At 71.7% G+C, this 25423-nt stretch carries 27 protein-coding genes; 10 read left to right on the top strand and 17 right to left on the bottom strand.

What is annotated here, in order from left to right; genetic code table 11:
- Positions 1-37: 37 nt before the first annotated feature.
- A complete protein-coding gene (locus tag ACWEVP_RS07290; protein ID WP_452061733.1) occupies positions 38-2173 on the top strand; it encodes a molybdopterin-dependent oxidoreductase in 2136 nt (711 codons plus the stop codon).
- Here ACWEVP_RS07290 and ACWEVP_RS07285 read toward each other — a convergent pair whose 3' ends face one another.
- The 7 genes from ACWEVP_RS07285 to ACWEVP_RS07255 form a co-directional block, all read right to left on the bottom strand.
- A complete protein-coding gene (locus tag ACWEVP_RS07285; RefSeq protein ID WP_452061732.1) occupies positions 2174-2830 on the bottom strand; it encodes a TrmH family RNA methyltransferase in 657 nt (218 codons plus the stop codon).
- 14 nt (positions 2831-2844) lie between these two features.
- A complete protein-coding gene (locus ACWEVP_RS07280; protein WP_452061731.1) occupies positions 2845-3237 on the bottom strand; it encodes a DUF2784 domain-containing protein in 393 nt (130 codons plus the stop codon).
- Between the two features lie 291 nt (positions 3238-3528).
- Positions 3529-3954 (bottom strand): Asp23/Gls24 family envelope stress response protein, encoded by a 426-nt coding sequence (locus tag ACWEVP_RS07275; RefSeq protein ID WP_372667354.1) that lies wholly within the window; start codon positions 3952-3954, stop codon positions 3529-3531.
- A 59-nt stretch (positions 3955-4013) separates the two neighbouring features.
- The gene (locus ACWEVP_RS07270; protein WP_452061730.1) at positions 4014-4325 is read right to left on the bottom strand and encodes a hypothetical protein; all 312 of its coding nucleotides are present in this window, start codon (positions 4323-4325) and stop codon (positions 4014-4016) included.
- Positions 4322-4678, bottom strand: coding sequence for an Asp23/Gls24 family envelope stress response protein (locus ACWEVP_RS07265; protein WP_452061729.1), 357 nt, complete (start codon positions 4676-4678; stop codon positions 4322-4324). Before ACWEVP_RS07265 ends, ACWEVP_RS07270 begins: the two co-directional genes overlap by 4 nt.
- A complete protein-coding gene (locus ACWEVP_RS07260) occupies positions 4675-5244 on the bottom strand; it encodes an Asp23/Gls24 family envelope stress response protein (RefSeq protein WP_452061728.1) in 570 nt (189 codons plus the stop codon). Before ACWEVP_RS07260 ends, ACWEVP_RS07265 begins: the two co-directional genes overlap by 4 nt.
- Positions 5235-5789, bottom strand: a complete 555-nt coding sequence (locus ACWEVP_RS07255) for an RNA polymerase sigma factor (RefSeq protein ID WP_452061727.1) — start codon at positions 5787-5789, stop codon at positions 5235-5237. Before ACWEVP_RS07255 ends, ACWEVP_RS07260 begins: the two co-directional genes overlap by 10 nt.
- Positions 5790-5949: 160 nt before the next feature.
- On the opposite strand from ACWEVP_RS07255, the gene ACWEVP_RS07250 reads away from it, so the two are divergent.
- Positions 5950-6135, top strand: a complete 186-nt coding sequence (locus tag ACWEVP_RS07250; protein WP_452061726.1) for a CsbD family protein — start codon at positions 5950-5952, stop codon at positions 6133-6135.
- 43 nt (positions 6136-6178) lie between these two features.
- Here ACWEVP_RS07250 and pyrE read toward each other — a convergent pair whose 3' ends face one another.
- The 4 genes from pyrE to ACWEVP_RS07230 form a co-directional block, all read right to left on the bottom strand.
- A complete protein-coding gene (pyrE, locus tag ACWEVP_RS07245) occupies positions 6179-6742 on the bottom strand; it encodes an orotate phosphoribosyltransferase (protein ID WP_086841553.1) in 564 nt (187 codons plus the stop codon).
- 27 nt (positions 6743-6769) lie between these two features.
- Positions 6770-9217: an ABC transporter permease gene (locus ACWEVP_RS07240; RefSeq protein WP_452061951.1), complete on the bottom strand. Its 2448-nt coding sequence runs from the start codon at positions 9215-9217 to the stop codon at positions 6770-6772.
- Positions 9217-9951 carry an ABC transporter ATP-binding protein gene (locus ACWEVP_RS07235; RefSeq protein ID WP_452061725.1) on the bottom strand — a complete coding sequence of 245 codons (735 nt, stop codon included), beginning with the start codon at positions 9949-9951 and terminating at the stop codon, positions 9217-9219. The genes ACWEVP_RS07240 and ACWEVP_RS07235 overlap by 1 nt, the downstream gene beginning before the upstream one ends.
- 75 nt (positions 9952-10026) lie before the next feature.
- The gene (locus tag ACWEVP_RS07230) at positions 10027-10794 is read right to left on the bottom strand and encodes an SDR family NAD(P)-dependent oxidoreductase (RefSeq protein WP_452061724.1); all 768 of its coding nucleotides are present in this window, start codon (positions 10792-10794) and stop codon (positions 10027-10029) included.
- A gap of 70 nt (positions 10795-10864) precedes the next feature.
- Here ACWEVP_RS07230 and ACWEVP_RS07225 point away from each other — a divergent pair, with 70 nt between their 5' ends.
- A complete protein-coding gene (locus ACWEVP_RS07225; RefSeq protein WP_452061723.1) occupies positions 10865-11524 on the top strand; it encodes a hypothetical protein in 660 nt (219 codons plus the stop codon).
- Here the strand turns inward: ACWEVP_RS07225 and ACWEVP_RS07220 are convergent.
- Both ACWEVP_RS07220 and ACWEVP_RS07215 read right to left on the bottom strand, forming a co-directional pair.
- Complete coding sequence (locus ACWEVP_RS07220) at positions 11521-12270, bottom strand: hypothetical protein (RefSeq protein ID WP_452061722.1); 750 nt, start codon at positions 12268-12270, stop codon at positions 11521-11523. The genes ACWEVP_RS07225 and ACWEVP_RS07220 overlap by 4 nt on opposite strands.
- 101 nt (positions 12271-12371) lie before the next feature.
- Complete coding sequence (locus ACWEVP_RS07215) at positions 12372-12806, bottom strand: MarR family winged helix-turn-helix transcriptional regulator (protein ID WP_452061721.1); 435 nt, start codon at positions 12804-12806, stop codon at positions 12372-12374.
- 55 nt (positions 12807-12861) lie between these two features.
- Here ACWEVP_RS07215 and ACWEVP_RS07210 point away from each other — a divergent pair, with 55 nt between their 5' ends.
- A complete protein-coding gene (locus ACWEVP_RS07210) occupies positions 12862-13542 on the top strand; it encodes an SDR family NAD(P)-dependent oxidoreductase (protein WP_452061720.1) in 681 nt (226 codons plus the stop codon).
- Positions 13543-13545: 3 nt separating this feature from the next.
- Here the strand turns inward: ACWEVP_RS07210 and clpB are convergent, their stop codons facing one another.
- The 3 genes from clpB to ACWEVP_RS07195 form a co-directional block, all read right to left on the bottom strand.
- A complete protein-coding gene (gene clpB, locus ACWEVP_RS07205) occupies positions 13546-16140 on the bottom strand; it encodes an ATP-dependent chaperone ClpB (RefSeq protein WP_452061719.1) in 2595 nt (864 codons plus the stop codon).
- Between the two features lie 96 nt (positions 16141-16236).
- Positions 16237-17424: an MFS transporter gene (locus ACWEVP_RS07200; protein ID WP_452061718.1), complete on the bottom strand. Its 1188-nt coding sequence runs from the start codon at positions 17422-17424 to the stop codon at positions 16237-16239.
- A gap of 101 nt (positions 17425-17525) precedes the next feature.
- Entirely contained in the window at positions 17526-18011 is a 486-nt protein-coding gene (locus ACWEVP_RS07195; RefSeq protein WP_452061717.1) for a MarR family winged helix-turn-helix transcriptional regulator, read from the bottom strand.
- Between the two features lie 233 nt (positions 18012-18244).
- Here ACWEVP_RS07195 and ACWEVP_RS07190 point away from each other — a divergent pair, with 233 nt between their 5' ends.
- From ACWEVP_RS07190 to ACWEVP_RS07165, 6 genes are all read left to right on the top strand, one after another.
- The gene (locus tag ACWEVP_RS07190; protein WP_452061716.1) at positions 18245-19420 is read left to right on the top strand and encodes a globin domain-containing protein; all 1176 of its coding nucleotides are present in this window, start codon (positions 18245-18247) and stop codon (positions 19418-19420) included.
- Positions 19421-19772: 352 nt separating this feature from the next.
- Positions 19773-20876, top strand: a complete 1104-nt coding sequence (locus ACWEVP_RS07185; RefSeq protein WP_452061950.1) for an FAD-binding oxidoreductase — start codon at positions 19773-19775, stop codon at positions 20874-20876.
- Between the two features lie 40 nt (positions 20877-20916).
- Entirely contained in the window at positions 20917-21633 is a 717-nt protein-coding gene (locus ACWEVP_RS07180; RefSeq protein WP_452061715.1) for a dienelactone hydrolase family protein, read from the top strand.
- 145 nt (positions 21634-21778) lie between these two features.
- A complete protein-coding gene (locus ACWEVP_RS07175) occupies positions 21779-22555 on the top strand; it encodes a lytic polysaccharide monooxygenase (RefSeq protein ID WP_452061714.1) in 777 nt (258 codons plus the stop codon).
- Complete coding sequence (locus tag ACWEVP_RS07170) at positions 22552-23085, top strand: DUF305 domain-containing protein (protein WP_452061713.1); 534 nt, start codon at positions 22552-22554, stop codon at positions 23083-23085. Before ACWEVP_RS07175 ends, ACWEVP_RS07170 begins: the two co-directional genes overlap by 4 nt.
- A gap of 304 nt (positions 23086-23389) precedes the next feature.
- The gene (locus ACWEVP_RS07165; protein ID WP_452061712.1) at positions 23390-24943 is read left to right on the top strand and encodes an ATP-binding cassette domain-containing protein; all 1554 of its coding nucleotides are present in this window, start codon (positions 23390-23392) and stop codon (positions 24941-24943) included.
- A gap of 50 nt (positions 24944-24993) precedes the next feature.
- Here ACWEVP_RS07165 and ACWEVP_RS07160 read toward each other — a convergent pair whose 3' ends face one another.
- Positions 24994-25419: a heat shock protein transcriptional repressor HspR gene (locus ACWEVP_RS07160; RefSeq protein ID WP_400897588.1), complete on the bottom strand. Its 426-nt coding sequence runs from the start codon at positions 25417-25419 to the stop codon at positions 24994-24996.
- Positions 25420-25423 lie beyond the last annotated feature (4 nt).

The following is a 25423-nucleotide window of genomic DNA, read 5'->3' as shown; positions in this document are numbered from 1 at the left end:
TTGCCCATCGACATACCGCTCGGTATGTTGGGCTGTCATGACGACGGCCCACGTGACCTGCCCGCTGTGCGAAGCCACCTGCGGCCTCGAAGTGACGCTGGACGCGAACCAGCAGGTCACCCGCGTGACCGGCGACCAGAACGACGTCTTCTCCCGGGGCTACATCTGCCCGAAGGGCGCGTCGCTCGGGGCGCTGCACCACGACCCCGACCGGCTGACCGCGCCGCTGCTCAAGCGCGACGGCGAGTTCGTCGAGGTCAGCTGGCAGGAGGCCTACGACGAGATCGCCCGCCGCCTCCCGCCGATCCTCGAAGAGCACGGCCGCGACGCCGTCGCCGTGTACGCGGGCAACCCCGGCGTGCACAACATCGCGCTGACGCTCTACGGCCGCGTGCTCTACAAAGCGCTGGGCACCAAGAACTTCTACAGCGCGACGTCGGTCGACCAGCTGCCGAAGCACTACTCGGCGGGCACCATGTTCGGCGACCCGCTCGCCATCCCCGTTCCCGACCTCGACCGCACGCGGCACCTGCTGATCCTCGGCGCCAACCCGCTCGTCTCCAACGGCAGCCTGATGACCGCGCCGGACATCCGCGGCCGGCTGCGCGGGATCCGCGAGCGCGGCGGCAAGATCGTCGTCGTCGACCCGCGCCGCACGCGCACCGCCGCGTTCGCCGACGAGCACCACGCCATCCGGCCCGGCACCGACGCGCTGCTGCTGTTCGCGCTGGTCAACGTCCTGTTCACGGAGAACCGCGTCGACCCCGGGCGCTTGGGAGAGCACCTCAGCGGGCTCGACGAGGTCCGCGAGCTGGCCCGGCCGTTCACGCCCGAGGCCGTCGCCCCGCGCACCGGCATCGACGCGGCCGAGATCCGCCGGATGGCGCTCGAACTGGCCACCGACAACGCCGTCGTCTACGGCCGGATCGGCACCACCACGCAGACGTTCGGCACGGTCGCGAGCTGGCTCGTCGACGTCCTCAACGTGCTCACCGGCAACCTCGACGCGCCCGGCGGCGCGATGTTCCCCCTGGCCGCGTGCCAGCCGACCGGGAACCGGCGGCCGTTCGCCGTCGGGCGCTGGCGCAGCCGCGTGCGCGGCTACCCCGAGGTGGTCGGCGAACTGCCGGTCGCGACGCTCGCCGACGAGATCGAGACCCCGGGCGAGGGCCAGGTCCGCGCGCTGATCACGGTCAGCGGCAACCCGTGCCTGAGCACACCGAACGCCGGGCGGCTCGCCGCGGCCCTCGAGACCCTCGACTTCATGGTCTCGGTCGACGTCTACCTCAACGAGACGTCCCGCCGGGCCGACGTCATCCTGCCCGGCCCGTCGCCGCTCGAACGGCCGCACTTCGACCTGGCGTTCTACCAGCTCTCGGTGCGCAACGTCGCCAACTGGACGCCGGCGACGCTGCCGTCGCAGCTGCCGCAGGAGTGGGAGACCATGCTGCGGCTCACCGGCATCGTCACCGGTCAGGGCCCCGAGGCGGACGTCGCCGCGCTGGACGACTTCGTCGCCGCCGAAACCGCGCGCCGGAACAAGCTCGACGTCACCGGCGACCGCACCGGGCCCGCGCGGCTGGTGGACCTGCTGCTGCGCGCCGGGCCGTACGACGTCACGCTCGCCGACCTCGAAGCCGCGCCGCACGGAATGGACTTCGGGCCGCTCAAGCCGCGGATCCCCGAGGTGCTGTGCACGGCGTCCGGGCGGATCGAGCTGGCACCGGAACCGGTGGTCAAAGACGTCCCGCGGCTGCGCGACGAGCTGGCGAAGCCGGCGGACGACGGTCTCGTGCTGATCGGGCGGCGCCACCTGAGCTCGAACAACTCGTGGATGCACAACCTGGCGCCGCTGGTCCGCGGCGGAAACCGCTGCACGGTCCTGGTCCACCCGGCCGACGCGACGCGCCTCGGCCTCATCGACGGCGCGCTGGCGTCGGTGACGTCCCGCGCGGGCAAGCTGGAGGTGCCGGTCGAGGTGACCGACGAGGTCCGCCAGGGCGTGGTCAGCATCCCGCACGGCTGGGGCCACGACGTCGACGGCGCGCGGACCCGCGTGGCGAGCGCGAACCCGGGGGTCAACTCGAACCTGGTCGCGGACGAGACGCTGCTCGACGTGCCGTCGGGGACCTCGGTGCTGAACGGCATCCCGGTCGAGGTCGCGCCGGCGTAGCTACCAGGCCGTCGACAGGTCGGCGTGCTGCCGGACCCAGGCGTGCATGACGATCCCCGCCGCGACGCCCGCGTTGATCGACCGGGTCGTCCCGAACTGGGCGATCGACACCGTCAGCGACGCCGCTTCGCGCGTGGCCTCGGACAACCCGGGCCCCTCCTGGCCGAACACGAGCACGCACTCGCGCGGCAGCGTCGCCGTCTCGACCGGCTCGGACCCCGGCGTGTTGTCGACGGCCACCACCGCCAGGTCTTGCGAAGCCGCGAACGACACCAGCCCGGTGACGTCGTCGTGGTGACGGAGGTGCTGGTAGCGGTCGGTCACCATCGCGCCGCGGCGGTTCCAGCGGCGGCGGCCGACGATGTGCACCTCCGCCGCCGCGAAGGCGTTCGCCGTGCGGACCACCGTGCCGATGTTGTGGTCGTGCTGGAAGTTCTCGATCGCCACGTGGAACGGGTGCCGCCGGGCGTCCACATCGGACACGATCGCCTCGCGGCGCCAGTAGCGGTACGCGTCGACGACGTTGCGGCGGTCGCCGTCGCGCAGCAGGTCCGGGTCGTACCGCTCGTCCGACGGCCACTCACCCGGCCACGGGCCGACGCCGACCTCTTCGCGGGCCACCCACTCGGTGGGACCGGCGTCCGGGGAGGTGCTCACCCCCCGATTGTCGCTCAGCCCAGGCGGACCCGGTGCGTCCGGGCGTCTTCGCTGTGGTCGCGGTGGCGCCAGCGGTGGTAGACGCCGACGTAGGAGTAGACGACCACCGCGATCGCGACGACGCCGATCACCGGCAGCCACGCCCGCGGGAACACCGTGTCGTAGAGGTAGTAGGCGTTGAACCCGCCGGGCAGGTCACCGAGGCCCTGCTGGTGCCGGAAGAAGTTCTCCAGCGCGGTGAACGGGCACGGCACCGGCGCCACGTTGACCAGGACACCCCAGGCGACGCCCAGCAGGTGCACGAAGATCAGCTTGGGCCAGCGCCAGGCGAGGAAGCCGCCGAAACCGATGAGCAGCAGGGCCAGGATGTGTACCGCGACTGTCACGTCCGCCAGGAACTTCGCCACCGCACGCCCCCTTCACCGACCCCTACCAGCGACTTTACTCCGCTGATCGGATTCGGCCGCCCCTAAGAGTGCCCGGGTGTGTGATGTTCAACCCTGCGGAGCAACCCTTTCACCTGGGCGGTGACGGAGGCGTCACACCCGGTGGGAATTCCGGCGGGCGCTTCGCGGGGTACTGCGTCGGCTCCTCGTGCGGGTACGGCTGCGGCTTCTTCCACGGCGGGGTGTGCCCGGGCCGGTCCGGCGGCTCGTCGGGCTTCGACGGCTCTTCCACGCCCCCGACGGTACGCCGGATCAGCTGACCCGGTCGGACGGCGCGGGTGCCTCGTCCCCGGGCAGGTGGACGTCGCTGACGTTGATGTTCACCTCGACGACCTGCAGCCCGGTCATCTGCTCGATCGAGGTGACGACGTTGCGGCGCACCGACCGCGCGAGGTCGGCGATGGCGACGCCGTAGTCGACGAGGATCTGCAGGTCGACGGCGGCCTGCTTCTCACCGACCTCGACCGAGACGCCCTGGCCGGCACTGGCCGACGCGCCCGGGATGCGGTCGCGCAGCGCCCCGAACGCGCGCGCCGCGCCGCCACCGAGGTCGTGCACACCGCTGACCTCGCGCGCGGCGAGCCCGGCGATCTTCTGCACGACGGTGTCGGCGATCGTGGTGGTGCCCTGCTTGGTGACGAGGGCGGTGGTCTCGGTCTTCTCGGCCGTGGCGGTCATCGTGGTCCTCCCTGGTGTCTCGGTCCTTCGTAAGCAAGGACCCTGAGGACGGGAGGTGATCACTGTGACGTGGGTCTCCCGAAGGCCGCGCCGTCGAGATCGGTGACGACCAGCCGCAGCCGCGCGCCTTCCCACTCGGTGCCCGCCAGCACCGGGCGCACCACGGCCGCGGCCTGCTCCAGCAGCGGCGGGATCGGCAGCCGCGTGGCGATGAGGCGGATCTGGACGACTTCGGCCGAGAGGTCGACGGCCTGGCCGGCCCAGTCGACCGGCAGCCACGTCGTCTCCGGGGAGATCGGGGTCGCCGGCCGGAGGCCGTCCACGGATTCGAGGGCGCCGACGATCTTCTCGACGGCTTCGGCGCCGGTCACCGGGGCTCGATGTCCAGGATGGACACCGAAACCCCGTCGACGGCCAGGCCCGTCTGCTCGGCGACGAACCGGCCGACCGAGCGCTGCACCGCCCGGCCCACCGCCGCGGCCTGGTCGGCCGCCGACGTGACCAGGTCGACCTCGACCGTCACCCGGCCGTCCGCGGTGCGCACCCGGACACCGTCCGCCGGCGCCGGGTCGAGCCCCTTCCAGCGCTGGCGGGCGGCCCGCGTCCACGCCGTCACCAGGCCGCGCAGGCCCGGCTCGAGCCGCACCACGCCGGGTGTCGTGATCGCCGCCTTCGCCGCCACGCTGGCGATCACCGGATCGGCGATGACGTACTCAACGCTCATTCCCCTGGCTCCCCGACAGCGTCTTCTTCGAAAATGTCATCCACGAGCAGGTCGAGCCTCGCAAGCGTCAGCCCGACCCGGGCCGCGGCCGCCGCGGTCACCCGCTCCCGCACCATCGCCAACGCTTCACCGCCGGTAGCGTTCCGGAGACTCACCGCGAGGGTGAGTTCGACCTCGACCCCGCCCTCGGCGAGGGTGCGGATCCGGCAGCGCCGGGCCCGGACGCCGTCGACCGTGTCCGCCGCGTACCGCAGCACGGCCGCGACGGCCTGCTCGCTGATCTCGACGAACCCGGGTTCCGGGGTCGGCAGCGCGACCATCGAGCCGCGCCGCACCTCGGCCCGCACGGCGGACATGATCCGGCCGAACAAGGCCGGCGGCACGTCGTCCTCCACCACCAGTTCCGCCGTCGCTTCCCGCAGCGCCAGCAGGCTTTCCCGCGCGGCCCGGCAGTGCGGGCAGGTCAGTTCGTGCTCGTCGGCCAGCCCGGCGCCGACCGCGTCGAGCCGCTCCCACACCTGCTCGACGTCGCGTTCGCAGGGCAGCTCGTAGTCCGTCATCGCCATGGCTTCATCACCTCCGCCAGCTGGGCCCTGGCCCGCGCGATCCGGCCGCGCACCGCGGTCGCGTTCGCGCCGACGACTTCGCCGATCTCTTCGTAGGACCGGCCGTGCACTTCCCGGAGCAGCCAGCACGCCCGTTGCTCGGGTGTCAGCTGTTCCAGCGCCGCGTTCAACGCCGCGAGCTGACCGCTCACCTGGGCGGCCCGCTCGGGCTGCAGGTCCGCCCGCGGCGACTCGGCGGTGTCCAGGTCGACGTCCGCCTGCGGCTTGCGCGCGCGGATGGCGTTGAGGCACCGGTTCGTGGTGGCCCGGTAGAGCCAGCCGACGAACGCGGCGTCGTCCCCGAGCTGGCCGAGCTTGCGCCAGGCGTTGAGGAACACCTCCTGCACGACGTCTTCGGCGTCCCCGCGGTGCGCGAGCATCTTCACGGCGAGCCGGAACATCGGCCCCTGGTAGCGCAGGACGAGCTGTTCGTAGGCCTGCACATCGCCGTCTTTGGCGCGCCCGACGAGGGTCGCGTCGTCGAGCGGCGTAGCGGTGGTCGTCACGGCACCTCCTCGGGAGGAGGACACCGGCGGGCGGAAAACGTCACGGGCCGATTGTGGGTGACCTGAGTCACCACGGCGAGTCCGTGACGATCACGCGCCCCGGTGGTCCTTCCGGCAGCAGGGTGCCCCGCCGGGGTGCCGTCCGAACGGGAGGTGCGCGATGTCGCTGGGTGACAAGATCAGCAACAAGGCCGAGGAGCTGGGCGGCAAGGCGAAGGAGACGGCCGGGGCCGCCACCGGCGACGAGCAGCTGAAGGCGGAGGGCCAGGCCGACCAGGCGAAGGCCGGGCTGAAGGGCGCGGTCGAGAACGTCAAGGACGCCGCGAAGGACCTCTTCAAGAAGTGAGCCGCGCGAAGGCCGGGGACCCGCGGGTCCCCGGCCCGGTGCGTCAGTCCAGGCCGAGGTCGTCCTTGCCGAGGATGTACCGGTACTCCAGGCCTTCCTTCTCGATGGCCTCCCGCGCCCCGGTGTCGCGGTCGACCACCGTCACCACGCCGATCACGTTCGCGCCCGCTTCGCGCAGGGCCTCGACCGCCGTCAGGACGCTGCCGCCGGTCGTCGACGTGTCCTCGACCGCCAGCACGCGCTGGCCGCGGACCTCCATGCCCTCGATGCGGCGCTGCATGCCGTGTTCCTTGACGGACTTCCGGACGACGAACGCGTCCAGCACCACGCCGTCGTTCGCCGCCGAGTGCAGCATCGCCAGCGCGACCGGGTCGGCGCCGAGCGTCAGGCCGCCGGCCGCCACGTAGTCCCAGTCCGCCGTCAGCTGGCGCAGGAGCTTGCCGATCAGCGGCGCGGCCGCGTGGTGCAGCGTCGCGCGCCGGAGATCGATGTAGTAGTCGGCTTCCTTGCCCGACGCCAAGGTCACTTTTCCGTGCACCACGGAAAGATCGGTGACCAGCCTGGCCAGTTCGAGTTTCGCCGCTTGATCCAACCCGGGGTTCGCCACGGCCGTGAGTCTTACACACGCCCGCCGTCACTCCCCGATCGATGTGGCGTCGACCGCACGCCCGCGCGTCGCCGCCCAGGCCGGGACGAGGATCGCCACGAGCGAGAGCACCACGGCGATCGCGAGCACCACCAGGTAGATCGCGAGCGGCCCCGACGGCAGCACCGATCCGCTGACCACCAGGCAGAACGGCACGATCGAGCCCGCCGCGACGAGCGTCCCGAGCAGCACCGCGATGGCCGCGATCAGGCCGCCCTCGACGCCGGCCATCCGCAGCACCTGGCCGCGGGTGAACCCGCTCAGCCGCTGCAGCCCGAACTCCCGCCGCCTCTTCGAGGTGGCCATCACCAGCGTGTTCACCACCGAGATCACCGTGTACGCGATGATCATCCCGACGAGCAGGTAGTTGACCCACGCGCCGACCTCGTTGCCCTTCGCGTGCGCCGCGATGAGCGCGTCGCGATCACCGACGGAGACCGGCAATCCCGCCGTCGCCTCGCGAAGCCGCGAAGTCAGCGTCGCCGTGTCGACGCCCTCGGCCGCCCGCACCAGCACCTGCGGGGCGAGCCCGGCCGTCGTGTGCGGCGCGAGCAGCCCGGCGGGCAGCACGAGCTTCTCGAACCCGGCGCGCTGCTTGACGACGGAAGCCACCCGCACGTCCACCGGCGAGCCGTCGCCGAGCCGCAGCGACAGCATGTCGCCGACGTGGCGGCCGAGCGTGTCCGGCACCTCGATCGCGTTCCCGGTCAGCTCGCTGACGCCCAGCGCGGGCCAGCCGTCGTCGTCGTGGTTCGAGTCGAACGGCTTCTCGACGAACACCGAGCTCGTGACGTACTCCGAGGCACTCGCGACCCCCGGCGTCGCGCGCACGCGGCCCAGCACCGACGGGTCCAGCCCGCCCGGCCCGGCCACGACGGCGTCCGCGCGCAGGTCCTCGGTGTACGCCTGGTTCGAGACGGCTTCCTGGGTCGTCTGCAGGTAGATGTTGGCGGTCGCGATGCCGACCGCGAGCATGATCGGGGTGACCGCGCCCGCCGTCCGCACCGCGCCGACGCGGGTGTTGCGCAGCGCGACCCGGCCGGTGACCCCGCTCAACGCCTGCACCGGCCAGCGCAGCAGCATCGCCGTCACCTTGGTGACGCCCGGGCTGATCGCCGCCAGGCCGAACGCCCACAGCATCACCGCCGGGCCGGACGTGCTGGCCGCGACCGGGCCGGTCATCACCGCGACCGTGACGACGGCCAGCGCCGTGCCACCCGCGAAGCACAGGATCGCGGTGATCAGGCGGATCGGCGTAAGCCAGCGCCGTTCGACGGCCGCTTCGGCCAGTGCTTCGGTCGGGCGGACCTTCGAAGCCCGCCGTCCGGCCACGAAGGACGCGGCGAAGACGGCCAGCAGCGACGCGCCCGCGGCGACGATCGCCGGGATCCAGCCCTGCCCGAACCGCAGCACGTCCGGGACGACGTGGTTGGCCGCCAGCTGGTCGAACAGCCAGTTCCCCAGCACCGGCCCGAGCACGACCGCGACGGCGACCGCGAGCAGCCCGACGACGAGCGCCTCGCCGAGCACCATCCGCCGCAGCTGCCGCGGGGTCGTGCCGATCGCCCGCAGCAGCGCGAGTTCGCGCTGGCGCTGCTGGGTCGACAGCGTGAGCGTGCCCGCGACGACGAACACCATGACCATCGCCGACAACCCGCCCGAGACGGCGGCGAGCACGATCAGGTTCTCGCCGCTCTTGGTCACCTCGGGGAACTCCAGCGCCCCGCGGTCGGCCCCGGTCGTCACGACGCCGGCGTCGCCGACGACCGCCGACACCGCGGCCGCGTCCCCGCCGAAGACACCGATCGCGTCGAACTGCCCCGGGTGTCCCGAGAGCCGTTCCGCGTCGGAGGCCGCGAAGAACAGCGCCGGGTCCCGCATGGACCGGGGCGCCTTCGCGACGCCGGACACGCGGTACTGGGCGATGGTCCCGTGTGCGGCAACGGGCAGAGTGGTCCCGGCGGCGATCCCCATGTCGGCGTCAACGACCACTTCACCCGGCTTCGGCGCGTCGCCGGTCAACGCGTACGGCGTCAGCGCGGCGGAGTCCCACGCGTGCCCGAGCGCGCTCGCCGCGCCGAGCCGCACCGGGAAGCTGACCTCGCCGACCACGTTCGTGACGCCGGGGACCGCACGTAGGCGGTCGGCCAGCGCCGCGTCGACCCGGACGCGCTCGGGCAGGGTCGCGTTCTTGTACTTGTGCTTCTCCTCGGGGTCGAGGGTCGCCGGGTCGTCTTCGGGCACCGCAAGCGTTTGCTGCCCGCCGACGACGATCGGCGCCGCCGCCAGCCGCTGCACCGGCGTCTCGGACCGGATGCCGGTCTCCATCAGGCCACCGCACGCCGAGACGATCAGCGCGCCGAAGAACACGGCGACGAACGTCGCCAGGAAGCCGCCCTTGCGCAGGCGCAGCGTCCGCAGCGCGAGGGAGAACATCACGCCGCCACCCGGCCCCACGCGCCCAGGTGGGTCATCCGCTCGGCGACGGCTTCCGCGGTCGGCCGGTCCAGGCGCCCGGCGATCCGGCCGTCGGCCAGGAACACGACCTGGTCGGCGTAGGACGCGGCGACCGGGTCGTGCGTCACCATGATCACCGTCTGCCCGGACGACCGGACGGAGTCGCGCAGCAGGCCGAGCACGTCGGCGGCGGTGCGGGTGTCGAGCGCGCCGGTCGGCTCGTCGGCGAACAGCACGGCGGGATCGGTGACCAGGGCCCGCGCGATCGCGACGCGCTGGGCCTGCCCGCCCGACAGCTGACCGGGCAGGTGCTTGCGGCGCCCGTCGAGCCCGACGTGCGCGAGGATCCGCGCGACCAGCCGCTTGTCCGGGCGCCTGCCCGCCAGCTGCAGCGGCAGCACGACGTTCTGCTCGACGGTCAGCGCCGGGAGCAGGTTGAACGCCTGGAAGACGAAGCCGACGCGGTCGCGCCGCAGCTTCGTCAGGTAGGTCTCGTTCTTGCCGTCGAGGTCCTGGCCGTCGAGCACGACCCGGCCCGACGTCGGCCGGTCGAGGCCCGCCGCGCAGTGCAGGAAGGTGCTCTTGCCCGAACCGGAGGGGCCCATCACCGCCGTGAACCCGCCGCGCGGGAACGAGATCGAAACCCCGTCCAGCGCGACCACGCCGCCGTACTCCTTGCGCACGGCCTCGAGCCGCACCGCCTCATTCGTCATGGGGAAAACGCTATTGAGCCGGTCGGGCAACCACCCTGGTGCGCGCGTGCGTCTTGCCGGTAGGGACAGCCCTACTCAGGTGCGGCCCTTGCCGCCGAAACCGCCGCTGATCCGGCGCAGCACCGCGCGCGGCAGCAGCCCGCCGATCGCGACGACGGCCTTGTACTGCAGGCTCGGCACCGAGATCACCTTGCCGCGACGCAGGTCCGCGAGCGCCTCGCCGACCACCTGTTCGACACCCAGCCAGGCGATTTTCGGGCCCGGTTTCCCGATGCCGGCCCGCTGGTGGAACTCGGTCGCGGTGAACCCGGGGCAAAGCGCCATCATCCGGACGCCCTTCGGCAGCGACGCGGCGATGCCTTCGGTGAACGAGGTGACCCAGTTCTTGCTGGCCGTGTAGGTCGAGCCACGGCCGCTGAAGAAGCCCGCGACGCTGCTGACCTGGATGATGTCGCCGTGGCCGCGCTCGATCATGCCGGGCAGCGCGGCCCGGGTCAGCCGCAGCACGGCCGTCACGTTGACGTCGAGCTGGCGCTGCAGCGCGTCCGGCGGGATGGTCCAGAAGTCGCCGTTGAGCCCGAACCCGGCGTTGTTCACCAGCAGGTCGACCGGCCCGGCGGCGAGCCGCTCCTCGACCGCCGCCCGGCCGTCCACTTCGGACAAGTCAGCCGGCAGCACCTCGACGGCGACCCCGTGCTGTTCCCGCAGCTCAGCGGCGTAGGCCTCCAGCCGCGCGGTGTCGCGCGCGACGAGCACCAGGTCGTACTTCTCGGCGGCGAGCGTGCGCGCGAACTGCGCGCCGATGCCCGCGGTGGCACCCGTGATGAGAGCGGTGGTGGTCATGTGGGTGAACGATACCCACAGGTCAGAGCCTCCGGATGCACCCGATTCGCCACCGGGCTATCGTCCGCGCATGGGTAAGCACAGCAGGCGCAAGAGCGGCTACCTGCCCAAGGTCGCCGCGCCCGTGGCCCTCCTGTTCGCGGCCCCCGCGACGGCGCTCGCGTCCCCGGCCGACCTCACCCTGCCCCTCGACCACCGGCACACCACGACGCTCGACAACGACGGCGACACGCTCTCGGCGAGCCGCCGCGACTTCGTCGGCAAGCAGCTCGGCGACGTCCGGGTGGCGGCCGACCAGACGGAGGCGGCCGCCACGCGCGGCGATCGCGCGGGCGCGGTCGAACGGGCCCGCCAAGGCGTCTGGCTCGGCCACGGCGTCGACGTCCTGAGCGAGAACGCCGAGCAGCTCGACGCGGGGCTCTTCGCCGGGGACCTCTCGGGCGGGGTGGCCGCTCGCCACTCGTCCGGCCAGGCCGTCGACCTCGGTCAGCTGGGCGCGGTCGGGACGACGTCGGAGGTGCACGCCATCGGCAGCTTCGCGGGCGACCTCGACGTGGGGCAGGCGCACGAACTCGGCGGTCAGCTCGGACCGGCGTCCGGCCTGGTCAGGACGACGGCGGGCTCGTTCAGCGGCGACCTCGGCGTCGACCACGTGGTCCACGTCCAGGGCGGCACGACGTCGCTGCGCGGCACGCTGTCGGCCAGCGTGCTCGACCAGCCGGTGCTCTAGTCCCGCGGCTCGGCGGGCGGCGGGATCGGCGTCCCGGCGGCCGGGGTCGGCGGGTTCCCCCCGGCGGACGGGATCGGCGCGCTCGCCTGGTGGCGGCCCGCGTCGTAGTCCTCGTCGAACGGGTCGACGATGTCCGCGATCTCGCCGAGGTCGCGCAGCAGCCGCTCGAGCCGCGACGGGCCGGCGGTCGGGACGACGCTGGCGAGCACCCACTCGTTTTCGAGCCACGCCACGCCGACGTCGCCGCCGAGCTGGTCCGCGGCGTCGACGAGCTCCTGGGTGATGACCACGCGGGCACCGTCGGCGTCGTCCGCGAAGGCGTAGCGCGAACCGATCGGGCCGAGCATCTCGGGCATGTCGGCGCGCTGGAACGGCACGCTCGACAGCCACATCTCGATCGGGATCCGGTGCTTCTTGTTGCAGCGCACGGCGACGACGACCGCGGGGATCTGGCCCTCTGACTCGATGTCGAAGATGAACACCGGGCGGCGGCCGTCGGAGGTGAAGGTCGACCCCGCGACGACGTTCACGGCGGCGTCCGCGCCGAAGTAGCCGATGGCCCCACCGGACCACTGCTGCGGCAGCCGTTCGTCCTCTTCGACGAACTGCCAGCCGCGCAACTGGGCCCAGCGCATGCGCTCGCGGTTGCGCGAGCCCTCCTTCGCCCGGTCGGCAGCGAGCAGCCCGAGGCCCGCCACCAGGGCGACGGCCGCGATGACGAACCAGATCCACGCCGGAATACCCACGACGTGCAGGGTATCGCCTGCTACGCCGAAGAGATGATCGCCGGTACCCGTGTCGCCTGGCCCGTTCGGACCATTTCCCCGTCCCCGGGTCGACAAATCGCCTAATCGCGCGATTCGGTCAGGGCTTCAAGGCACGCGAAGAACGTGGCACGGTCGGCTTTTCCGAGCGGTTCGACCAGGTGCGCCCGCACGGCCCGGGCGTGCACCGGCCGCGCCCGGGCGGCTTCCGCCCGTCCGGCGTCGGTGACGACGACTTCGACACCGCCGTCGACCGGCCGCCGCGTGACGAGCCCGCGCTGCTCCATGCGGGTCAGGTGGTGGGACAACCGGCTGCGGTGCCAGCCCATCGAGTCGGCGAGCTGGTTCTGCCGCAACCGTCCGCGCCCGTCCTCGGTGACGCGGGTGAGCACGCCGAAGTCCGGATCGGACAGTCCGGTCGCGGCGGCGACATCCTCGGCCACCCGGGCCCGCACCGTTTCGGCGGCACGCTTCCACGCGTGCCACAACGCCATCTCGTCCTTGCTGAGCCGGTCCACCGCGCCACCCTACGTCGATGTTGTCATGACAACAACAGACGCGTACGGTGTTGTCATGACAACAGCATTGGTGACCGGCGCGAACAAGGGCATCGGCAAAGCGATCGCGGCCGGGCTGGCCGGCCGGGGAATGACCGTCTACGTGGGAGCCCGCGACGAAGCGGCCGGGAAGGCCGCCGCCGCGGAGATCGGCGCGCGGTTCGTGCGCCTCGACGTCCGGTCCGACGAGGACGTCGCGAAGGCGGTGGCGGAGATCGGCGAGCTGGACGTGCTCGTCAACAACGCCGGGATCAACACCGGCGGGTACGGGAAGCCGTCCGAAGAGTTCGCGGAGAGCCTGCGGGAGGTCTACGAGACCAACGTGTTCGCCGTGGTCCGGGTGACCAACGCGTTCCTGCCGCTGCTGCGGCGCTCACCGGCGGGCCGGATCGTGAACGTGACCAGCAAGCGCGGCTCGATCGGCGAAGCGGGCGCATGGGCGGGTCAGCCGTCGATGCCCTACTCCAGCTCGAAGACCGCGCTCAACGCGATCACCGTCCACTACGCACGCGAACTGGCGGACACGGCCATCAAGGTCAACGGCGCGGCACCCGGCCACGTCGCCACGGACTTCAACGGCTTCCGCGGCACCCGCACCCCGGAAGAGGGCGCGGCAGTGGCCATCCGGCTGGCCACTGTGGACGAAAACGGGCCAACCGGCGCCGTCTACGAAGACGAACGCCGGTTGGCCTGGTGAAACTCAGACGCGCTGGACCGTCAGCGCGTCACCGGCTTCCAGCTCCGGGATGTCCACCCGGACCGTGTCGCCGTCGCGGATCTCACCCGACAGCAGCTCCTTCGCCAGCTTGTCGCCGATCGCCGACTGGACCAGCCGCCGCAGCGGGCGGGCACCGTAGATCGGGTCGAAGCCGTTCAGCGCCAGCCACTCGCGGGCACCGTCGGTGACCTCCAGGTTGAGCCGGCGCTGCGCCAGCCGCGCGGCCAGCCGCGCCACCTGGATGTCCACAATGGACGTCAGCTGCTCGGTGCCGAGCGAGTGGAACACGACGATGTCGTCAAGCCGGTTGAGGAACTCCGGCTTGAACTGCCGCTGCACCACGTTCAGCACCGCGTCCCGACGCTGCCGCTCGTCGAGCGACGGGTCGGCGATGGCCTGCGAACCGAGGTTCGAGGTCAGGATCAGGATGGTGTTGCGGAAGTCCACCGTCCGGCCCTGGCCGTCGGTCAGCCGCCCGTCGTCGAGGACCTGCAGCAGCACGTCGAAGACGTCCGGGTGGGCCTTCTCCACCTCGTCGAGCAGCACCACCGAGTACGGCCGGCGCCGGACGGCCTCGGTCAGCTGGCCACCCTGGTCGTACCCGACGTACCCCGGCGGGGCGCCGACCAGGCGCGCCACCGAGTGCTTCTCGGCGTACTCGCTCATGTCGATGCGCTGCATCGCCCGCTCGTCGTCGAACAGGAACTCGGCCAGCGCCTTGGCCAGCTCGGTCTTGCCGACGCCGGTCGGGCCGAGGAACAGGAACGAGCCGGTCGGGCGGTCGGGGTCGGCGACACCGGCCCGGGCGCGGCGCACCGCGTCCGACACGACCTGCACGGCCTCGGCCTGCCCGATGACCCGGCGGCCCAGCTCCTCCTCCATCCGGAGCAGCTTGCCGGTCTCACCCTCGAGCAGCCGGCCGGCCGGGATGCCGGTCCACGCGCTCACGACGTCGGCGACGTCGTCCGCGCCGACCTCTTCCTTGAGCATCACGTTCTGCTGGCTGACCTCGCTCGCCGCGGTGGCCGCTTCGAACTCCTTCTCCAGCGCCGGGATCCGGCCGTACCGCAGCTCGGCGGCCTTGCCCAGGTCACCGTCGCGCTCGGCGCGTTCGGACTCGCCCCGCAGCTGCTCGAGCTGCTCCTTGAGCTCGCGGACCTTCTCGATCGAGCCCTTCTCGTTCTGCCAGCGCGCGGTCAGCGCCGTCAGCGTCTCGCGCTTCTCGGCCAGCTCAGCGCGCAACGCGTTGAGCCGTTCCTTCGAGGCGGCGTCGTCCTCCTTGGCGAGCGCCATCTCCTCGATCTCCATCCGCCGCACGGCGCGCTCGACCTCGTCGATCTCCACCGGCCGCGAGTCGATCTCCATGCGCAGCTTCGACGCGGCCTCGTCGACCAGGTCGATCGCCTTGTCCGGCAGGAAGCGCGCGGTGATGTAGCGATCGGAGAGCGTCGCGGCGGCGACCAGCGCGGCGTCCGTGATCCGGACACCGTGGTGCACCTCGTAACGCTCCTTGAGGCCGCGCAGGATCGCGATGGTGTCCTCCGGCGACGGCTCGCCGACGAGCACCTGCTGGAAGCGCCGCTCGAGAGCGGCGTCCTTCTCGATGTGCTGGCGGTACTCGTCGAGCGTGGTCGCGCCGACCATTCGCAGCTCGCCGCGGGCGAGCATCGGCTTGATCATGTTGCCCGCGTCCATCGCACCCTCGCCGGTCGCGCCGGCGCCGACGATCGTGTGCAGCTCGTCGATGAAGGTGATGACCTCGCCCGCGGAGTCGGTGATCTCCTTGAGCACGGCCTTCAGCCGCTCCTCGAACTCACCGCGGAACTTCGCGCCGGCCACCATCGACCCGAGGTCGAGGGCGACGACGCGCTTGCCGCGCAGCGACTCGGGCACATCCCCGGCGACGATGCGCTGGGCCAGGCCTTCGACGATGGCCGTCTTGCCGACGCCCGGCTCGCCGATCAGCACCGGGTTGTTCTTCGTGCGCCGAGACAGCACCTGCACGACGCGGCGGATCTCGGTGTCGCGTCCGATGACCGGGTCGAGCTCGCCGTTCCGGGCGCGCTCGGTCAGGTCGACGCCGTACTTCTCCAGCGCCTTGAACGTGCTCTCCGGGTCTTCGCTGGTGATCCGGGCGGAGCCGCGGACCTTGACGAACGCCTCCTGCAGCGCGTCCGGCGTCGCGCCGTGGCGCTTGAGCAGGTCGGCCACCTGGCCGCCTTCGGTGGCGAGCCCGACGAGCAGGTGCTCGGTCGAGACGTACTCGTCGCCCAGCTCGGTGGCCAGCTTCTGGGCACGCGTCAGCGACTTGACGGCGAAGGTGTCGAACTGCGGGCTCGACACCGTCGCGCCGGTCGCGGACGGCAGCGCCGCGATCAGCGGCTCGAGCTCCTTGTGCACCACCCCCGGGTCGGCCCCGACCGCGGTCAGCAGCGGTGCGGTCAGCCCCTCACCCTGCGCCAGCAGGGCGCCCAGCAGATGGGCGGCCGACACGTGCGGGTTGCCGGCCATGGTGGCCGCCTGCGCCGCGGACGAGATCGCCTGCTGGGTCTTCGTGGTCGGGTTGAAAGCGTCCATCCCTCACCTCATGCTCGGTACTTCAAAAGTCCAGGTGACAGGCCTGACCGTGACCTGTCACTATCTCTAACGCACGAAAACTTGAGTCTGTTCCGCTCAACTCTGACCGGGTGCGACGGCGCCCGCCGGCAACCGCGACCCGAGCATCCCCAGCCCGGCGACGGCGAGCCCGGCGCACGCCCCGACCAGCACCCAGGGTAACCAGTCGGCGACCGAGAACAACGCCACCACGGCGGGCGCGATGACCTGCGCCACCGTGAACGCGTACTGGTACGCGGCCAGATAACGGCCGCGGGCCACCGGAGGTGCCGCGGCCTCGGCGAGCGCACCCGAACGCGGCCCGAAGACGAGGTCGCCCGCGGCGAAGATGAGCGTGGAGACCAGCAGGTACGCCACCTGCCAGCCATCCGGGACGAGCAGCACGCCGAGGGTGACCAGGCACCAGACGGCGAACAGCGCCGAGCCCGCGCGCATCGCCGCGATCCGGGTCAGCCGGGCGGTGAGCCGCAGCGCGAGCGTGCCGCCGACGCTGGTCAGCACGGTCAGCAGGGCGAGGATCGCGCCCGGCAGCCAGGCCGGGCCGTGCAGCCGGTCGAGCACGAACACCGGCGTGCCGATCAGGAAGAAGTCGAGGGAGAGCCCGAAGAGGCCGCTGAAGAGGATCAGGGCGAGGTACGGCCGGTCGCGCAGCACCTTGACCGACCGTTCGCACTGCTTCTTGTGCGGCCGCGCGAGCCGGACGAACACGGCCAGGACCGACGCGGCCACGAAGAACGTCAAGGCGTCGAGGACGAGCGCGACCCGGTACCCGCCCTCGCCGAGCCAGGTCAGCAGTGCCCCCGCGACGAGCCCACCGAGGCCGAAGCAGCCGGCCCGCACCATCCCCACCTCGGCGAACGGCCGATCCTTCGGGACGTCGCCCGCGACGTCGGCGATGAGCACGAACAGGGAGCTGTAGAAGAGCTGCTGGCCGGTGGCGAGCAGCACCGCGGCGGCCACGACCGGTCCGGCGGCGTCGGCGAGCAGGTAGGCACCCGCGCCGGCGGCCTGCAGCAGCTGGGCGCCGATGACCACGGTCCGTGGTCCGACGCGGTCGACGAGCCGGCCGGCCAGCGGCGGCACGACCAGCCCGCCGACGGTGCCGAGCGTGACGGCCGTGCCCGCCACCGCGAGCGGAACGCCGACCACCTGCGTCACGTAGACCAGCGCCAACGGGAGGAACAGACCTGAGCCGAAGTTGTCGATCCCCAGCGCGCACAGCAGTGCGACCCGGCTACGCGTCACCTTCCGACGTTAACCCTGGGGCACGCCGCAGAGTCAGGCCCGAACGGACACATTCCGGAGTGCAGAATGCAACTGCCGGTGCGCCTGCGCGAGCACTCGCGTCACTTGTTCGTGTCGGCCAGGCAGGCGGCGCCGCCGAGGGCCCGCCGGAGGTCGGCGTTCATCTCGGCGAGCCGTCCGGTGAGGTCGGTGACGCGCTCGTCGTCCCAGCCACCGAGCGCCTGCTCCATGAACTCGAGGTAGTTGGCCCGCCAGCGGGCGAGCTCGGCCCGGCCCTTCTCGGACACGCTCACCAAGGACGCGCGGCCGTCCTCGGGCGCGGGACGGCGGTCCACCAGTCCGGCGGCGGACAGCTGCGTGATCTGCCGGGAGACCACCGACAGGTCGACGAACCGGCGCTTGGCCAGTTCGGACGGCCGGGCTTCGCCGTTCTTGGCGAGGTCGGACAGCAGCATCGCGGCCGCCGGGTGCAGCCCGGGCTGGTCCTGCCACGCCTGCATGATCCAGGCGTGCTGGAGCTGCGACGCGGTCTTCAGCTCACGCATGAGCTCGACCCGGACGTCGTCGTCGGTGTCGTCGAAGCCCATCAGGACCCTCCCTGTAATACTTGTGCAATACAAGTTTATTCTCGATCGCTTGCGCGAGCAAGGATCAGCCCGGTGAGGTCGCCCACGCCGTCACCGGCCGCAATACACCCGGTCGGAGCAACAATGCGGGCAAAAGGGCGCCCGGCGGCTACCCTGCGGACGGACGCGCGCGCGGCGCGGCCGACTGACGAGGTGCAAGCAGTGGCGATGGATCCAGGAGGCGGCCGCAACCCATGACCGCCGACTCGGTCAGCCCGCTCCCCAGGTCTTCGGCCCCGCGTGAGGCCCCGGCGGCCGTCGCCGCGATGGTCCGGCTCATCCGGGACAGCTGGGCCAAGTCGGAGCCCTACATCGCCGAGATCTCCCAGTTCTTCTACGGGATGCTGTTCACCCTCGCGCCGACCACGCGCGACTTCTTCCCGATCAACATGGAGATCCAGCGCGGCAGGCTGGTGCGCGCCCTGGTGCACATCGTGCAGATGGTCGACCGGCCCGACGACCTCGCGCCGTTCCTGCGGCAGCTGGGGCGCGACCACCGCAAGTTCGGCGTGGTCCCGCGGCACTACGAAGCCGTCGGCACGGCGCTGCTCGCCTCGCTGAAGAACCACCTCGGCCGGGAGTGGACACCCGAGGTCGAGCGCGCGTGGGCCGAGGCGTTCACCATCGCCGCGCGGGCCATGCAGGACGCCGCCGCGGCCGACACCAACCCGCCGTCGTGGTCGGCGACCGTCGTCGAGCACCGGCGGCTGACCTGGGACCTCGCGCTGGTCCGGCTGCTGCCCGACCAGCCCGTGCCCTACCAGCCCGGCCAGTACGTGAGCGTCGAAGTCCCGCAGCGGCCGCGGCTGTGGCGCTACCTTTCGCCGGCGAACGCCCCGCGCGAGGACGGCGGCATCGAGTTCCACGTCCGCGCGATCGACGGCGGCTGGGTGTCCAGGGCGATAGTCAGCCACACCCAGCCCGGCGACGTCTGGCGGCTCGGCCCGCCACTCGGCAGGCTGACGGTCGACCGCGAAACGTCACGGGGCGTGCTGATGGTCGCGGGCGGGACGGGTGTCGCGCCGCTGCGCTCGATCCTCGACCACCTCGCGCTGTGGGGCGAGAACCCGAAGACGCACCTCTTCTACGGCGGGCCGGCCCGCGAGGACCTGTACGACCTCGAAGAGCTGCGCGCGCTCGCGTCGGTCAACCCCTGGCTGAACGTGACGCCCGTGGTGGAGCACGGCGGCGACGTCCCCGGGTTCGAGCAGGGCACGCTGGCCGAGGCGGTCACGCGGTACGGCTCCTGGCCGGAGCACGACATCCTCGTCTCCGGTTCGCCGGCGATGATCCGCGCGACGGTGTCGCGCATGCTGGTCGCGGGCAGCGCGCTGGACCAGATCCAGTACGACCCGTTCACGATCGACTAGCACCGCAATTCGCCGGACACACTCCTTCCGCGCACGAATCGAACGAAACACGAGAATTGTTACGCGACTCGCGTAAACCGTCCGGGTGATCGTTTTTACGCAGCGCCAGACGACGTTGACCGCGTGTGGCGAAATTGCTCCGTTCGAGCGGACCGCGCGGAATCACGCGCATCTGCACGGGAATTCGCCTACAGTCAGGAACCCTCGGGGGCGGCACCGCACGGCGACGCCGCACACACGGCACGAAAAGCCAATGCACGACTGGAGATTACCGTTCCCGATGAACGCCGAATCATTGAAGGTACAACCACCGCCGCAGACCGTTCCCGTTTCCGCGGTGGAAGGCCGCGAACTGGCCAGGCTTATTCGTGAAAGTTTTGCGGAGATCGAGCCGAAAGCGGACGAAGTCGCGCAGTACTTCTACGGCGCGTTGTTCGTCATCGCCCCGGAATGCCGGGACATGTTCCCGGTCACCATGACGGGTCAGCGGAGCCGGTTGCTGCGCGCGCTGGTGTACGTCGTGCAGATGGTCGACCGGCCCGACGAGCTCATCACCTTCCTCGCGCAGCTGGGCCGCGACCACCGCAAGTTCGCCGTCATCTCCCGCCACTACGACGCCGTCGGCACCGCGCTGCTGGCCGCGTTGAAGCGGTTCCTGAAGCAGAGCTGGACGCACGAGGTGGAGGCCGCGTGGACGACGGCGTACGGCCTCATCGCCAAGACCATGCGCGAGGCCGCGCAGGCGGAGACCGGGCCGGCGTCGTGGGCGGCGCGGGTGCTCGACCACCGCAAGCTGTCCCGCGACGTCGCGATGGTGCGGGTGCAGACCGAGGGGCTGCTGCCGTACCGGGCGGGCAGCTACATCAGCGTCGAGGTGCCGCAGCGGCCGCGGATGTGGCGCTACCTCTCCCCGGCGAGCGCGCCGCGCGGCGACGGCCAGATGTCGTTCCACGTGCGCGCGGTGCCGGGCGGCTGGGTCAGCGGCTCCATCGTCAACCACACGAAGCCGGGGGACGTCTGGCGGCTGGGGCCGGCGATGGGCGCGCTCAACGTCCGCCCGACCGCGACGCGGAAGCGGCTGCTGATGATCGCCGGCGGGACCGGGGTCACCCCGTTCGTCTCGATCCTCGACGACCTCGCGCACTGGAAGCGCAACCCGCCGGTGCACCTGTTCTTCGGCGGCCGAAGACCGGAGGACCTCTACGCGCTGGACGACCTCCGGCGGCTGACCGCGGTGTCGAAGTGGCTGACGGTCACCCCGGTCACCGAGGAGGGCGCGGTGCCCGGCGGCGACCGCGGCACGCTCGCCCACGCGGTGACCCAGCGCGGCGCGTGGAAGGACCACGAGGTCCTCGTCTCCGGTTCACCCGAGATGATCCGGGCGACGATCGCGAAGCTGCTGACCGCCGGCGTCGAGCTCGAGCGCATCCGCTTCGACCCGTTCACCATGGACTAGGCACGCGCGGCAGGCGTCGATCCTCGCTATCTTCGCCGATATGGAGATGACTATTCCGGTTTCGGACGGCACGATCGGCGGCTACCTGGCGGAGCCCGCCGGCGCGGGACCGCACCCGGGCGTGGTGCTCATCCACGACGCGTTCGGGCTGAGCCAGGACACGAAGAACATCACCGACCGCTTCGCCGCCGAGGGCTACCTCGCGCTCAGCCCGGACCTGTACTCGCGCGGCGGGATGCGCCGCTGCGTGCGCCGCGTGTTCTCGGACATGTTCGCGAACCAGGGCCGGACGTTCGACGACATCGAGGCGTCGCGCGCGCTCCTGGCCGCCCGCCCGGACTCGTCGGGCCGGATCGGCATCGCCGGGTTCTGCATGGGTGGCGGCTTCGCGCTCGTCGCGGCGTCACGCGGCTTCGAGGCGTCGGCGCCCTACTACGGGCAGCTGCCGAAGAACCTCTCGGTGCTCGACGACGCCTGCCCGATCGTCGCGAGCTTCGGCAAGAAGGACTTCTCACTGCGCGGCGCGGCGGCGAAGCTCGAGACGGCGCTCACCGAGCGTGAAATCCCGCACGACGTCAAGGAGTACGACGGCGCGAGCCACGGGTTCGCCAACAAGATCGACGTCGCGGCGCCGCTGAACCTGCTGCTCAAGGTGGTCGGGTTCACCTACCACCACGAGGCGTCCGAGGACGCGTGGCGCCGGGTGACGGCGTTCTTCGGCGAACACCTGCAGCAACCGGCGCGACCTTCGCACTGAGCCGAGCGGGCTAGCGATCTCTCCGAACGGCTGTAGTTGATTGACCGTTGTGCCCGAATCGACTTATGGTCTAGACCACATCTTCCCCGGATGTGCTCGCTCGTCCTCCCCTTGGAACGACGCTGTTCCCCCTCGAGGAGCCGAAATGACCTGGAACAGAAAGCTTTTCGCGGCCGCGGCCGGGGTCCTGCTCGCCCCCGTACTGGTCGTCGTCCTCCCCGCCACCACCGCGAGCGCCCACGGCTACATCTCCGACCCGCCCAGCCGGCAGGCGAACTGCGCGGCCGGGAAGGTCCCGAACTGCGGCCAGATCGTCTACGAACCCCAGAGTGTCGAAGGGCCCAAGGGCCTGCGCAGCTGCAACGCCGGACTGTCGCAGTTCGCCGAGCTGGCCGACGAGTCGAAGCCGTGGCCCGCCAAGTCGGTCGGCACGACGGTGACGTTCAACTGGGTGTTCACCGCCCGGCACGCCACCGCGAGCTACGAGTACTACATCGGCGGCACGCGCGTGGCGAACATCGCGGGCAACAACCAGCAGCCCCCGGCGACCGTCTCGCACACGGTGAACCTGGCCGGGTACTCGGGCCGGGTCAAGGTGCTGGCGATCTGGAACATCTCCGACACGGCCAACGCGTTCTACAGCTGCGTCGACCTCCAGATCGGCGGAGGTGGCACCACGACCCCACCGCCGACCACGACGACCCCGCCCCCGACCACGACCCGCCCGCCGACGACCACGACCACGCCGCCGACGACCACGACCACGCCGCCGCCGTCGAGCGGCACGTGGGCGGCCGGGACGGCGTACAAGGTCGGTGACGTGGTCACCTACAACGGGGTGAGCTACCGCTGCATCCAGCCGCACACGGCGATCGCGGGCTGGGAGCCGCCGAACACCCCGGCGCTCTGGCAGCGCCAGTGAGGATATGGCTCGCCGCTGTCGCGCTGCTGCTGACGGGTTGCAGCGCGACGGCGGCTCCACCCGCGTACAACGCGGCCGACGTGATGTTCCTGCAGATGCTGATCCCGCAGAACCAGCAGGGCATCGACATCGTCCGGCTGGCCGCGGACCACCCGTTGCCCCCGGCGCTGAAGGAGCTCGCGGCGGCGATCGAGTCGACCCAGCAGACCGAGATCGCCGACATGAAGAACTGGTTGCGCGCCTGGGGCCGGCCGGAGTCGATGGACATGAACCCGCAGGCCCACGCGGGCCACGGCGGCATGAAGATGACGGCACCGGACGTGGTGGGAGCACTCGGCACGGCCCCGGCCGGCGAGTTCCCCCGCAAGTTCCTGGACGTGCTGACCGGCCAGCAGCAAGGGGCGGTCGAGCTGGCCCAGACGGAGAACTCGGCGAACGGCGGGATCAACGGCCCGGCGCGGGATCTGGCCCGCCGGGTGATCGAGTCGCGGACCGCCGAGGTGAAGCAGCTGTTGAACTTCAAGGTGTGACGTCCCCGCGGCCCCGGGGTGCCGGCCGCGAGCAGCCCCCTGCCCGGCTGCTCGCGGCCGGCTTCTGTCCCCAGCGGCTCGCGGCCGTCGCCCGCCCGTCTCGGACCTCTCCCCGCGCCGAAATTCGCTTGGCCGCCTTCCCGCGCCGCACTAGCCTCGCGATCATGACGTTCTCCTTCGCCGTCTTCGCGAGGTTGCGCAACCGCCGCTAGCGGCGGCGCACTCTTTCCTGCCCGCCGTTCCGGCCATCGCCGGGCGGCCCCTCTTGTGCTGCCCGGCTCCCTCCAGAGCTGCGGAGCATCCTTTGAATCCCCTTGCGACCGAACACGCCCACCTGCGCGCGGAAGGCGTCGGCGTCACGCTCGGCTCCCGCCGCGTCCTGCACGACGTGAGCGTCACCGTCTCGGCCCGGTCCCGGCTGGCGATCGTCGGCGAGAACGGGCGCGGCAAGACCACGCTGCTGCACGTCCTCGCCGGGCTCCGGGCGCCGGACCACGGCACCGTCCACCGGACGGGCACCATCGGCGTCGCCCGGCAGGCGCTGCCGTTCCGGTCCGGCGAAACCGTCGGCACCCTGACCACCGAGGCACTTCGCGAAGCCCACGCCGCCTTGCGAGCGCTCGAAGCGGCGGCTTCGGACTTCGAGGAGGACAGCTACGCCGTCGCGCTCGAAGCGGCCACGCGTCTGGACGCGTGGGACGCCGAGCGCCGCGTCGACGTCGCCCTCGAAGCCCTCGCCGCCTGCACCGACCGGACCCGCGAACTGAGCACGCTGTCGGTCGGGCAGCGCTACCGCGTGCGCCTGGCCTGCCTGCTCGGCGCCCGGCACGACTTCCTGCTGCTCGACGAGCCCGGCAACCACCTCGACGCCGACGGCCTCGCGTTCCTCACCGCCCGCCTGCGCGGGCACGACGGCGGCGTCGCGCTGGTCAGCCACGACCGCGCGCTGCTCGCCGACGTCGCCGCGGAGTACCTCGACCTCGACCCCAGCCAAGACGGCCGCCCGCGCCTCTACGCCGGCGGGTACCAGGCCTGGCAGGACGGTCGCCGCCGCGACCGCGACCGCTGGGTGCAGGAGTTCGAGGAGCAGCAGGACACGCACCGGCAGCTGACGCTCGCGGTGACGCAGGCCCGCGACCGGCTCAGCACGGGCTGGCGGCCGGACAAGGGCACCGGCCGCCACCAGCGCCAGTCCCGCGCGCCCGGCGTGGTCCAGGCGCTGAACCGCGAGCGGGCGGCGCTGGAGGCGCACCGAGTGACGGTGCCGGAGCCACCGTTGTCGTTGCGCTGGCCCGATTTCGGCACGGGTCCGCGCCGATCGCTGGTCGTCGTGCACGGGGTCACGGTGGCGGGTCGCCTCCGGAAGCCGGTCACGGTGTCGGTCGCCCGCGGCGACAGGCTGCTGGTGACGGGCGCCAACGGCACCGGCAAATCCACGTTCCTGTCGGCCCTGACCGGCGAGCTGGCCCCGACGAGCGGCTCGGTCCGCCGGGCACCCGGCGCACGGATCGCGTTGGTGGGCCAGGAAGTCCCGGCGTGGCCGGAGGAACTGACGGCGCGCCGGCTGTTCGAGCGCGAAGGGGTCCCGTTTTCGGCGATGGGCCTGCTCGACGCGGAGGCGCTGCGCACGCCGGTGGGCCGGATGTCCCAGGGCCAGCAGCGCCGGCTGGATCTGGCGTTGCGCTTGGCCGGCCACCCGGACCTGCTGGTGTTCGACGAGCCGACCAACCACCTGTCGGCAACGCTGGTCGAGGAGCTGACGGAAGCACTGCTGACGACCCCGGCCGCGGTGGTGGTGGCCACGCACGACCGCCGCATGCTGGCGGATCTGGCGAAGTGGCCGCGGCTGGAGCTGTGACGCGAAAGGGCCTCCCCGGTCGCCCGGGGAGGCCCTTTTCGCTCCAGCGGTCAGCGGCGCTTGGGCCGCCAGACCACCATCGCGGTCTGCTGGTTGAGCGGGACCAGGTCCCGCCGGTAGGACGCGTGCGCCGCCGCCGCGGCCTGTTCCGCCGCCGCGTACGCCGCCGCCAGTTCCTCGGTGATCTCCGACAGCCGGGCCCGCAGCGCGTCGACCTGGTTCTCCAGCTCGATGATGCGTTTGATGCCGGCCAGGTTCACACCGTCCTCTTGCGACAGACGTTGCACCTCGCGCAGCAACGCGATGTCCCGCATCGAGTAACGCCGGCCGCCGCCGGCGGTGCGGCCCGGCGACACCAGGCCCTGCCGGTCGTAGGTGCGCAACGTCTGCGCGTGCATCCCGGCGAGCTGGGCCGCCACCGAGATGACGAACACGGGCGTCTCCTCGTCGCCCTCCTGCGGAATCCCGCCGAACATCACA

This window comes from Amycolatopsis sp. NPDC003865, from assembly GCF_053605345.1.
Note: the sequence above shows the minus strand (reverse complement) of the source record. Positions and strands in the feature narration are given on the sequence as shown.

What these genes read in the sequence shown, in the direction of transcription:
- ACWEVP_RS07260 (WP_452061728.1), bottom strand. Translation starts at nt 5,244, where the DNA reads ATGGCGATGACGGACTACGAGCTGCCCTGCGAACGCGACGTCGAGCAG.
- ACWEVP_RS07190 (WP_452061716.1), top strand. Translation starts at nt 18,245, where the DNA reads ATGACCGCCGACTCGGTCAGCCCGCTCCCCAGGTCTTCGGCCCCGCGT.
- ACWEVP_RS07240 (WP_452061951.1), bottom strand. Translation starts at nt 9,217, where the DNA reads ATGTTCTCCCTCGCGCTGCGGACGCTGCGCCTGCGCAAGGGCGGCTTC.
- ACWEVP_RS07230 (WP_452061724.1), bottom strand. Translation starts at nt 10,794, where the DNA reads ATGACCACCACCGCTCTCATCACGGGTGCCACCGCGGGCATCGGCGCG.
- clpB (WP_452061719.1), bottom strand. Translation starts at nt 16,140, where the DNA reads ATGGACGCTTTCAACCCGACCACGAAGACCCAGCAGGCGATCTCGTCC.
- ACWEVP_RS07175 (WP_452061714.1), top strand. Translation starts at nt 21,779, where the DNA reads ATGACCTGGAACAGAAAGCTTTTCGCGGCCGCGGCCGGGGTCCTGCTC.
- ACWEVP_RS07195 (WP_452061717.1), bottom strand. Translation starts at nt 18,011, where the DNA reads ATGGGCTTCGACGACACCGACGACGACGTCCGGGTCGAGCTCATGCGT.
- ACWEVP_RS07225 (WP_452061723.1), top strand. Translation starts at nt 10,865, where the DNA reads ATGGGTAAGCACAGCAGGCGCAAGAGCGGCTACCTGCCCAAGGTCGCC.
- ACWEVP_RS07275 (WP_372667354.1), bottom strand. Translation starts at nt 3,954, where the DNA reads ATGACCGCCACGGCCGAGAAGACCGAGACCACCGCCCTCGTCACCAAG.
- ACWEVP_RS07235 (WP_452061725.1), bottom strand. Translation starts at nt 9,951, where the DNA reads ATGACGAATGAGGCGGTGCGGCTCGAGGCCGTGCGCAAGGAGTACGGC.
- ACWEVP_RS07210 (WP_452061720.1), top strand. Translation starts at nt 12,862, where the DNA reads ATGACAACAGCATTGGTGACCGGCGCGAACAAGGGCATCGGCAAAGCG.
- ACWEVP_RS07290 (WP_452061733.1), top strand. Translation starts at nt 38, where the DNA reads ATGACGACGGCCCACGTGACCTGCCCGCTGTGCGAAGCCACCTGCGGC.
- ACWEVP_RS07180 (WP_452061715.1), top strand. Translation starts at nt 20,917, where the DNA reads ATGGAGATGACTATTCCGGTTTCGGACGGCACGATCGGCGGCTACCTG.
- ACWEVP_RS07265 (WP_452061729.1), bottom strand. Translation starts at nt 4,678, where the DNA reads ATGAGCGTTGAGTACGTCATCGCCGATCCGGTGATCGCCAGCGTGGCG.
- ACWEVP_RS07250 (WP_452061726.1), top strand. Translation starts at nt 5,950, where the DNA reads ATGTCGCTGGGTGACAAGATCAGCAACAAGGCCGAGGAGCTGGGCGGC.
- ACWEVP_RS07160 (WP_400897588.1), bottom strand. Translation starts at nt 25,419, where the DNA reads ATGTTCGGCGGGATTCCGCAGGAGGGCGACGAGGAGACGCCCGTGTTC.